General features: G+C 64.5%; 5 protein-coding genes. All 5 read left to right on the top strand.

The window, feature by feature from the left end; genetic code table 11:
• Window positions 1-12: 12 nt before the first annotated feature.
• A complete protein-coding gene (locus tag KK488_RS20340) occupies window positions 13-2,745 on the top strand; it encodes a Z1 domain-containing protein (RefSeq protein WP_214625551.1) in 2,733 nt (910 codons plus the stop codon).
• A complete protein-coding gene (locus tag KK488_RS20345; protein ID WP_214625552.1) occupies window positions 2,742-3,758 on the top strand; it encodes a PD-(D/E)XK motif protein in 1,017 nt (338 codons plus the stop codon). The genes KK488_RS20340 and KK488_RS20345 overlap by 4 nt, the downstream gene beginning before the upstream one ends.
• A complete protein-coding gene (locus KK488_RS20350) occupies window positions 3,755-5,797 on the top strand; it encodes an AIPR family protein (protein WP_214625553.1) in 2,043 nt (680 codons plus the stop codon). Before KK488_RS20345 ends, KK488_RS20350 begins: the two co-directional genes overlap by 4 nt.
• 39 nt (window positions 5,798-5,836) lie before the next feature.
• A complete protein-coding gene (locus KK488_RS20355) occupies window positions 5,837-7,573 on the top strand; it encodes a hypothetical protein (RefSeq protein WP_214625554.1) in 1,737 nt (578 codons plus the stop codon).
• Window positions 7,574-7,669: 96 nt separating this feature from the next.
• Window positions 7,670-9,318, top strand: a 1,649-nt coding sequence (locus tag KK488_RS20360) for a conjugal transfer protein TraG (protein WP_214625555.1), incomplete at its 3' end; no start/stop codon positions are given.

Here is a 9,318-nt window from a genome sequence, read left to right on the forward strand (position 1 = left end):
GGAGTGGAATTCATGGGGGGAGGTCCGGGGGAGCCGATGTTCGATGCTGCCTATGCCGTCGCGAACGGCTTGCTGATGATGGAAATGCGCGTCACGCCCGAGGCGCTCGACCGGGCCGTCGCCACCGTGGCCGGCATGCCGAATTTTGTCGGCATCAACGCCGATCGACTTCGCCGCGAGCTGGAGGCCAGCAACAACGTTCATGTGGGCGGCTATTCGGTCATCGACGACCGCGACTTCAAGGCGTGGATCAAGGCTGCACGCGAAAACCGGAAATTCGAATTCTGGACTCGCTACCGAAAGTATCTCGAGCTTCGCAAGCGCATGGCGCATGACGTGGTCGACCAGCTCGACGGTCTGACCGACGACATTCTCGACCGACTGCGCGATCCGCAGACCGAAGGCGAATGGGATCGCCGCGGCCTCGTCGTCGGAGACGTGCAGTCCGGCAAGACGTCAAACTACACCGGCCTGATCTGCAAGGCCGTCGATGCCGGCTACCCGCTCATCATCGTGATGGCCGGCGTGCACAACAGCCTGCGCAGCCAGACGCAGATTCGGCTCGACGAAGGGTTCTTCGGGTTCGACACGCGTCTGAACCTCCGCGCAGACCAGCAGAACCAGCGCATCGGCGCCGGAGCCCTGCCGGGGGCGCCCTTCCTCGTCGCCCACTCCCTGACCAGCAGCATGGAGAGCGGCGACTTCAAGCTGTCCACCGCGCAGGGAACGAAGATCATTCCGGGCGGCAAGGATCCGGTGCTGCTGGTGGTCAAGAAGCGGGTGAGCATCCTCGACAACCTGCACAAGTGGCTCAAGGTCCGGGCGGAAAAGGACGAGGGTGTTCCCGGCGGGGACATCGTCCGAGGCGTGCCGCTGCTGATCATCGACGACGAGGCCGACTATGCGTCCGCGAACACGAACGAGTATCGCGACCAGGACGGCAACATCGACGAGGACGCGGATCCGACCAATACCAACAAGCATATCCGTCGGCTGCTCACCCTGTTCGAGAAGAGCGCCTATGTCGGCTACACGGCCACGCCGTTCGCGAACGTCTTCATTCACCACGAAGGCTGGAACAAGAAGTACGGCGAGGACCTCTTTCCCCGCAGCTTCATCATCAACATCCCGGCGCCCTCCAACTACATCGGCGCCGAGAAGGTCTTCGGACTCGCCCGACCGGGTCCCGACGGCGAGAGCCGGGGGCTGCCGATCATCCGGGAGGTCGACGATGCCGAAACCATCTTCCCCCCCAAGCACAAGAAGGAGCTTCCGGTCGCCGAGCTGCCGGGAACGCTGCACCAGGCGATCCTCGCCTTCATCCTCGCCTGCGCTGCCCGGCGTGTGCGGGGCGATGTGTCGGTCGACAATTCGATGCTCGTCCACGTCACGCGGTTCACGCTCGTCCAGCAGCAGGTCGCCCGGCTCATCGAGGAGGAGCTGACCGACATTCGCCGGCAGCTCGAATATCCCGGCACCGGCGGCGACGCGCTCGAACGTCTGGAAGATCTCTGGCGCAGCGATTTCGAAGCGAACTTTCCGACGCTGCAGGAGATGCTCGCCGATCATCAGCTCGCACCGGTGGAATGGGATCAGGTGCGCGGTCAGCTCTTCGACGCCGCGCGCCGCATCGAGGTACGGGAGATCAACGGATCCGCGAAGGACGCACTGGACTATGCTGAGCATCCAGACGGCCTATCGGTGATCGCCATCGGCGGTGACAAGCTGTCGCGCGGCCTCACGCTCGAAGGCCTTTCGGTCAGCTACTTCGTCCGCACGTCGAAGATGTACGACACGCTCATGCAGATGGGCCGGTGGTTCGGCTATCGCCCCGGCTATGCCGATCTCTGCCGTCTCTACACGTCGTCGGAGCTCGTGACCTGGTATCGCCACATCGCGGTGGCGACGTCGGAACTCCGCGAGGAATTCGACCTCATGTACGCGACCGGTCAGACCCCCGACCAGTTCGGCAACCGCGTCCGTGCCCATCCGAACGGCATGCTGATCACGGCGGCGAACAAGATGCGTGCCGTGGCTAGGGTGCGCGCCGGGTTTTCCGGCACGATTTCGGAAACCGTCTCCTTCGACACCGCCAGCGCGGTCCGCAATCTCGAGACGTTTTCCGCCTTCATAGCCGGACTGCCCGTGATCCAGCCCGAACGCGACCGCTACATCTGGACCGGAGTCGGGGGCGCGGACGTCGCGGCCTTGATGGCGCGGGTCGAGACAGCAAAGGAATCCTGGAAGGCGAATTCGCGCGCGATTGCCGACTACATCGCCGATCGGGTGTCGGACGGGCGGCTCGACGACTGGACCGTTGCCCTTCTTGCCGGCGGTCGCGGCGGTGGCCGGCATGACATCGGCGGGTATGACATTGCCCTCACTCGGCGCGAGAACAAGTCGCCGAGCCAGAAGGGGAAGTACACGATCGGCCGTCTGGTAAGCCCCTCCGACGAAGTGCTCGACCTCGATCGGCCTCAGATCGACGCGGCGTTCGATGCCACGCTGGCAGCGTGGGATATGAAGAAGCCGCCCAAGCGTGACCAGCCGAGCAGCCCCAGCGGTCCCTTCATCCGTCGGCAGCGCGATCCTTCCCGCGGCCTGCTGCTGATCTATCCGATCGACACCGGAGCGGGATCCACCCCGCTGATGGGCTTTGCAGTCAGCTTTCCCTGGGACGAGAATGCCCGCGAGATCGAGTATGCCGAGAACAGCGTGAAGCAGCTCGAGGACCTGTTCGATTGACCCCCGCCGAGCTCATCGATCGCTGGGCGGACCTTGCTTCGGCCCGCCGCAGCATGTCGGGGATGGACCGCCGGCGGCTCGACGCGCAGGCGGCGGTCGATGTCTTTGCCTGTGTGTTCTGGCCGCGGGGGCGCAGCGGTCTTCTGATCGAAGGCGACGGACATGTGGCCGATCTCGCGGAACGCGTTCCGCGTTGCCGCGGTGTCCGAGTGGCGCTGGACGAACATGGCGGCGGTGGGCAGCCGGAACGCACCACCCTTGCGATCGTCCTCGAGGAGGAGCGGCTGCGCGAGATATTCGCCGTCCTTTCCGCCGATCTCGTCAATGCCATTGTCGCCGAACCCAGTTCGGCCGGAGCTCTCCGTCGCTGCATCGACCGGCTCTGCATGTGGCAGGGCCTGTTCGATCGGATCGCACCTGAGGGACTCTCTGAGGAGCGGCAGCGCGGGCTCTTCGGCGAACTGGTCGTCCTCGACCGACTGTTTCTCGAAAGCGGAAGCCTGCTCGATGGCGTCGCGGCTTGGATCGGCTCCGACGGCGCACACCAGGACTTTCGCAGAGGCGGGCTGGCGATCGAGGTCAAGGCCTCGCTCGCAAAGCGTCACGCGAAGATCATGATCTCCAACGAGAAGCAGCTCGACGAACGACCGCACGACACGCTTGTCCTCGCCAGCGTCCGCCTCGACGAGAGCGAGCCACACGGACTGTCGCTGCCCGACCTCGTCGCGCAGCTGCGACTGCGGCTCGCCGATGACGAGCCTGCGGCCCGGCTGTTCGACGAGCGTGTACTGCTCGCCGACTACCTCGACGTCCACGCGCCACTGTACGAAGGGCGCCGCTATCGTGTCGCGTCCACACGATGGTTCCGCGTCGAAGGCGAATTTCCGAGGCTGACCGAGGCAAACCTGCCGGCCGGTGTCGGCGACATCCACTATTCGATCATCGCCGACGATCTCGGCGCATGGGAGATGGATGAAGAGTCCGTGCGTGACATGACTGGGGGCGGAGCATGACCGAAAGCGAGGAACTGGCCCAGTTTGCGCGGGACCTGCAGCAGGATGTCTTTGCCAGGGCAGACGCCGCCGAGGACGGTGCACTGCGGGCCAGCGCCTTCACGGAACTCATGATCGAGTACCTGGTCGATGCCTCCGAAATTGATGACGGCACGGCGTGCGACTTCGAGGGGCGCGGCATGCGCTGCAGCGGCTGGTATCTGTCCGAGGACGGCGACCGGCTCGATCTCTTCCTGTCGCTGCCCCGGCTCGACGGCGAGGCTGGAACGGTTCCCAAGGCCGATGTCGACGCCGCCTTTCGACGCCTGTCCACCTTCCTCTCGCGCTCGCTCGAGGGACAGCATCGTTCGATGGAGGCGGCACTCGATCGCTACGACATGTGCCGCTCGATCCACGACGCGCGAAACGACCTGAGTCACGTTCGTCTCTTCGTGCTCACCGACGGCGTTGCCACGATCGATCGCATCGAGAACGAGATGATCGGGCGGATCGAGGTGTCCAGCCATCTCTGGGATCTCCGCCGACTGATGCGCGCACGCTCCTCGGGCGTCGATCGCGAGCCGATCGAAGTCGATTTCGGCCGGCTGGGCAAGCCGGTTCGTTGCATCGTCGCGACCCCGCCCGACGCCGGCTATCGCTGCCTGATGACGATGCTCCCCGGCGACATTCTCGTCGAGATGTACCGTCAGCACGGGCCTCGACTGCTGGAGCGCAACGTGCGCAGCTTCCTTCAGCTCAAGGGCAAGGTGAATCAGGGGATCCGCAAGACCATCATGGAGGAACCGGAGATGTTCCTCGCCTTCAACAACGGACTGTCGGTCACCGCCTCCGGCGTGAAGCTGATGGATCATGGTGACGGCACGGCGGATCTCCTCTCGGCGAGCGACTTCCAGATCGTGAACGGGGGCCAGACCACCGGGTCGATCTTCCGGGCATGGCGCAAGGACAGCGCCGATCCGGCAAGGCTGCAGGTGCCGGTGAAGATCACCGAAATCCTGTCGGATGGTGACATCGACGACATCGCGCCGCGCATCTCCCAGTCCGCCAACAACCAGAACAAGGTGAACATGGCGGACTTCTCGTCCAATCACGCCTTTCACCGTCGGATGGAGGAGCTGTCGCGCTCTATCTGGGCGCCACCGGCGGGCGGGCTCCAGCGGCAGACGCGCTGGTTCTACGAGCGGGCCCGCGGCCAGTATCATGACGCGCTGGCGCAGAATCGGACCGATGCGGAACGCCGGAAATGGGAGCTGATCCATCCGCGCAATCAGCTTGTCACCAAGACAGATCTGGCAAAGTACGAGCACAGCTGGTCACAGCTGCCGCACATCGTCAGCCGCGGCGGCCAGAAATGCTATCTCGATTTCATGGACGTGCTGGAGCAGCGCGGAAACTTCGAGCCTGACGAGCGCTGGTTCGAGCGGGCGGTGGCGCGAGCGATCCTATTCCGACAGTCGGAAAAGATCGTCTCCCGTCAGAAGTTCGGCGGCTACCGCGCGAACATCGTCACCTACAGCATTGCCTGGCTGTCCCATCACACCGAACGCCGGATCAACCTCGGCGGAATCTGGGCGACCCAGGAGCTGACTCCGGCGCTCACCGGATTTGTCGAGACCCTCAGTCATCATGCTCACGACCACATCACCAGCCCGCCCGGGGGTCAGAACGTCACGGAATGGGCAAAGAAACTCGCCTGCTGGGAGGGATTCCGGGATCTTGCCATCGAGATTCCGGCGGTCCTGAAGGCGGAGCTGGTGACGCGCGACGGTGCGCGGACGGCGGACGGCGCGCATGTCTTCGAGGAGCAGGTCAGCGCCGCGGAAGGCGAGCAGCTCGCACGGGTCTCGGCCGTACCGTCCCAGACCTGGTTCGATCTTGCTGCCTGGGCGAAGGATACGCAGAGCCTCCTGCCGTGGCAGCGATCGCTGTCGTTCAGTCTCGGCAGGGCGGCAGGCAACGGCAAGCCGCCGACCCGCAAGCAGGCGGTGCACGGCGAGAAGATCCTGACGGAGGCTCGGTCGCTGGGTTTCAAGGGCTGAGGTCGCCCGATGCCAGCCCGCGATTCCGTCCCCGGCGCCGTGCGCGAGTTCTTCGACGCGCTCACCGAGAAGGAGCGGAAGTTCGCAGCCAGCATCGCGACTGACAATCTCGGTCTCTTGCTTCGCGCGGCGATCAACGAACTGGACTGGTATTCCTACAATCTCGCGCGAGCCGAGGAGCCGACCTTCGATCAGCAGGAGCAGTTCCATCTTCTGCACCTCGGGGTCACCCGCCTGATCAAGCTGGCGCTGGAGGGCCGCCCATCTTTCGATGTCCCGACGGTGCTGTTCCGCAGGGATCGCAGCATCACCATCCCGGTCCTGGAGATTGCAGCAGGCCTCGGGATGATCGAGCACGGGCGGCGCGTGGCACAGACCGCGATGTCGGGGCTGGGGACGGTCGAGCGCACGGGTCCTCACGAATTTCTCGTGACACTGCCACCGGTCCTGCCGGACGACGGATATTACGAGCGCGCCGTTGCCGAGCATTTCGACGCGATCGCCCGCGAAAGTTTCGAAGAGCTCCTCCATTCGGAGATCGGCAGGGACATGGCGGCCGATGTCGAACGGCTGCTGACCGAGCTTGTCTACCCCTTCATGGATCACTTCATCGGCTATGACGCCGACCCGACACTGGACGCATATTTCTTCGGCGTCGCGTCGCACCTGCTGAAGATGAAGGAAGGATATGATTCCTTCCATTACGCCGTGACTTTCGGAGGTGTGCCCTTTCAGAAATACATGCTGGGGCTGACCTTCCTGATGTCCCTCGCAGTCAGGCACGAGCGATTTGCCGAGGCGCTGGTCAGGAAGGATACGCGCATTCGCCTCGAGGACGTGCTCACCGTATCGGCGGAGACGACGCCTTTCCTCGAGGACATGCTCGCGGCGATCAACTTCTTCGGCGGTGTCTTCGACGGCTACGAGGAGGCCACGGCGGAACAGGTGCGGACAGTGTTCGAGGTGCTGTCGGTCGGTCGCGACAACACCAAGGTTCTGGACCGGCCCGGCAGTCCGCTGCCGCTTCTGATCAGATGCTCGGACAATGACTTCATCCGATGTCAGTCCGCGGTCCTCGCCAATCCGATGCAGTATCTTCTGGATTCGCTTCGACAACGCTTTCCCGGCGAGTACGACAAGAACCAGAGAACGCGCGAGCAGTCGATGCAGCGCGCCGTCCGGCGCGTACTGGACGACGTCTTTCACGGGCTCGAATATCGCGACAATGTCCATCTCCGGAAGGGCGGAAGGACTCTGACGGACATCGACTTGGTCGTCCTGGAGCCGGCCACCGGGAGCGCGGTCCTCATCCAGCTCAAGCACCAGGACATCTACGGCATGGATCTCCATTCGGGGCATCTGCGGGGCAAGCGGCTCAGGGAGCAGTCGGAACGCTGGCTTGACGCGGTCGCCGACTGGACGTCATCCACCGATCGCAGCGAAGTTCGAGCGACTCTGCGTGTCGGGTCCGATTTCCCCGAAGTCGAGGCGTTCCGGGTCATCGTCACACGGCATTTCGGGCACCCGCTTGGCGGCGTCACCCAGGCGCCCGACGTCGCGTTCGCAAACTGGAACCAGTTCTACAATGCGACATTGCAGGCGCGCGACAGGCACGAACGGCCGACTCTGGCCGACCTCGTGACGTTGCTGCGAGAAGGCGAACGGCCAGGCGGTGCGATGGAACATCACCCCGAGCCTCGCAGCGAGTGGATCATCGACGAGCTGAGATTCACGACGAGACAGGAGGCGGGAGCACCGGAGTCACCAGACAGGTAGGTGACGGCCCCGGAGAGGCTCTGAATCCCGGCGCCCTAACAGGCGACATTTGCGGTCACAGCCTGTCCGCCGATTCCGGCGCGGGCGGAGGCCCGCATGACACCCACCAAACTCCTGATCGGCCAGATAGCCGTCGTGTTCGCGATCGTGCTCGCGGGAATCTGGGCTGCGACGCAGTGGGCAGCCGCGGCGCTTGCCTATCAACCCGAGCTCGGATCGCCATGGGCAATGATCGGCGGCGTCCCGATCTATCGACCCTGGGCGATCTTCCTTTGGTGGTATCACTTCGATGCCTACGCCCCGCACGTCTTCGATCGGGCCGGTGGGATCGCCGGCGCGAGCGGCTTCATCGGCTGCGGGGCGGCAGTGGCGGGGTCGCTTTGGCGCGCGCGTCAGCGGCGCAATGTCACGACCTACGGCTCGGCACACTGGGCCTCCGACCGCGAGACGGCAGCCGCAGGGCTCTTCAGCGACCGTGGCATCTTCCTCGGTCGCGTTCGTGAGCGTTATCTCCGCCACGACGGTCCGGAGCATGTCATGGCGTTTGCGCCGACGCGGTCGGGCAAGGGAGTCGGTCTTGTCGTGCCGACCCTTCTCGGCTGGTCCGGCTCGACCGTCATCCATGACATCAAGGGAGAGAACTGGCAGCTGACGGCGGGCTGGCGCGCGCGATTCTCGCACTGCCTGCTGTTCAACCCGACCGATGCCCGTTCCGCGCGCTACAATCCGCTGCTCGAAGTTCGTCGCGGCGCGGACGAAGTGCGCGACGTCCAGAACATCGCTGACATCCTCGTCGATCCCGAAGGCGCGCTGGACCGGCGCAATCACTGGGAAAAGACGAGCCACTCGCTGCTTGTCGGCGCGATCCTCCACATCCTCTATGCCGACGCCGACAAGACGCTTTCGCGCGTAGCGACCTTCCTGTCCGATCCGCAGCGACCGTTCGTCGCGACCCTGCGCGTCATGATGACGACCAATCATCTCGGGGCACCCGACGCCCCGGTCGTCCATCCCGTCGTGGCCTCGGCTGCGCGCGAACTGCTCAACAAGAGCGAGAACGAGCGTTCCGGCGTGCTGTCCACGGCGATGTCGTTCCTCGGACTTTATCGCGATCCCACGGTGGCCGCCGTCACCGCCGCATCCGACTGGCGCATCGCCGACCTGGTCGAGGGTGATCATCCGGTGTCGCTCTACCTCGTCGTGCCGCCGTCCGACATCAGCCGCACCAAGCCGCTGATCCGGCTGGTGCTCAATCAGATTGGGCGCCGCCTCACCGAACATCTTCACGCAGATAACAAGCCGGGCCGCCATCGCCTGCTGATGATGCTGGACGAGTTTCCGGCACTTGGCCGCCTCGACTTCTTCGAGACGAGCCTGGCATTCCTCGCCGGCTACGGCGTGCGCGCCTTCCTCATCGCCCAGAGCCTCAATCAGATCGAGAAGGCCTATGGCGAGCACAACGCGATCCTCGACAACTGCCATGTCCGCGTCGCCTTCGCGACCAATGACGAACGCACCGCCAAGCGCATCTCCGATGCGCTCGGCACCGCGACCGAGCAGCGTGCGATGCGCAACTATGCCGGCCACCGGCTCGCCCCCTGGCTCGCACACGTCATGGTCAGCCGGCAGGAAACAGCTCGCGCACTGCTGACACCCGGCGAAGTCATGCAGCTTCCGCCCGTGGACGAGCTTGTCCTCGTCGCCGGGCACGCCCCCGTGCGCGCGAAGAAGCTCCGCTACTACGA

It is taken from the genome of Sphingobium nicotianae, from assembly GCF_018603885.1.
In the GTDB taxonomy this organism is placed as follows: Bacteria; Pseudomonadota; Alphaproteobacteria; order Sphingomonadales; family Sphingomonadaceae; genus Sphingobium; species Sphingobium nicotianae.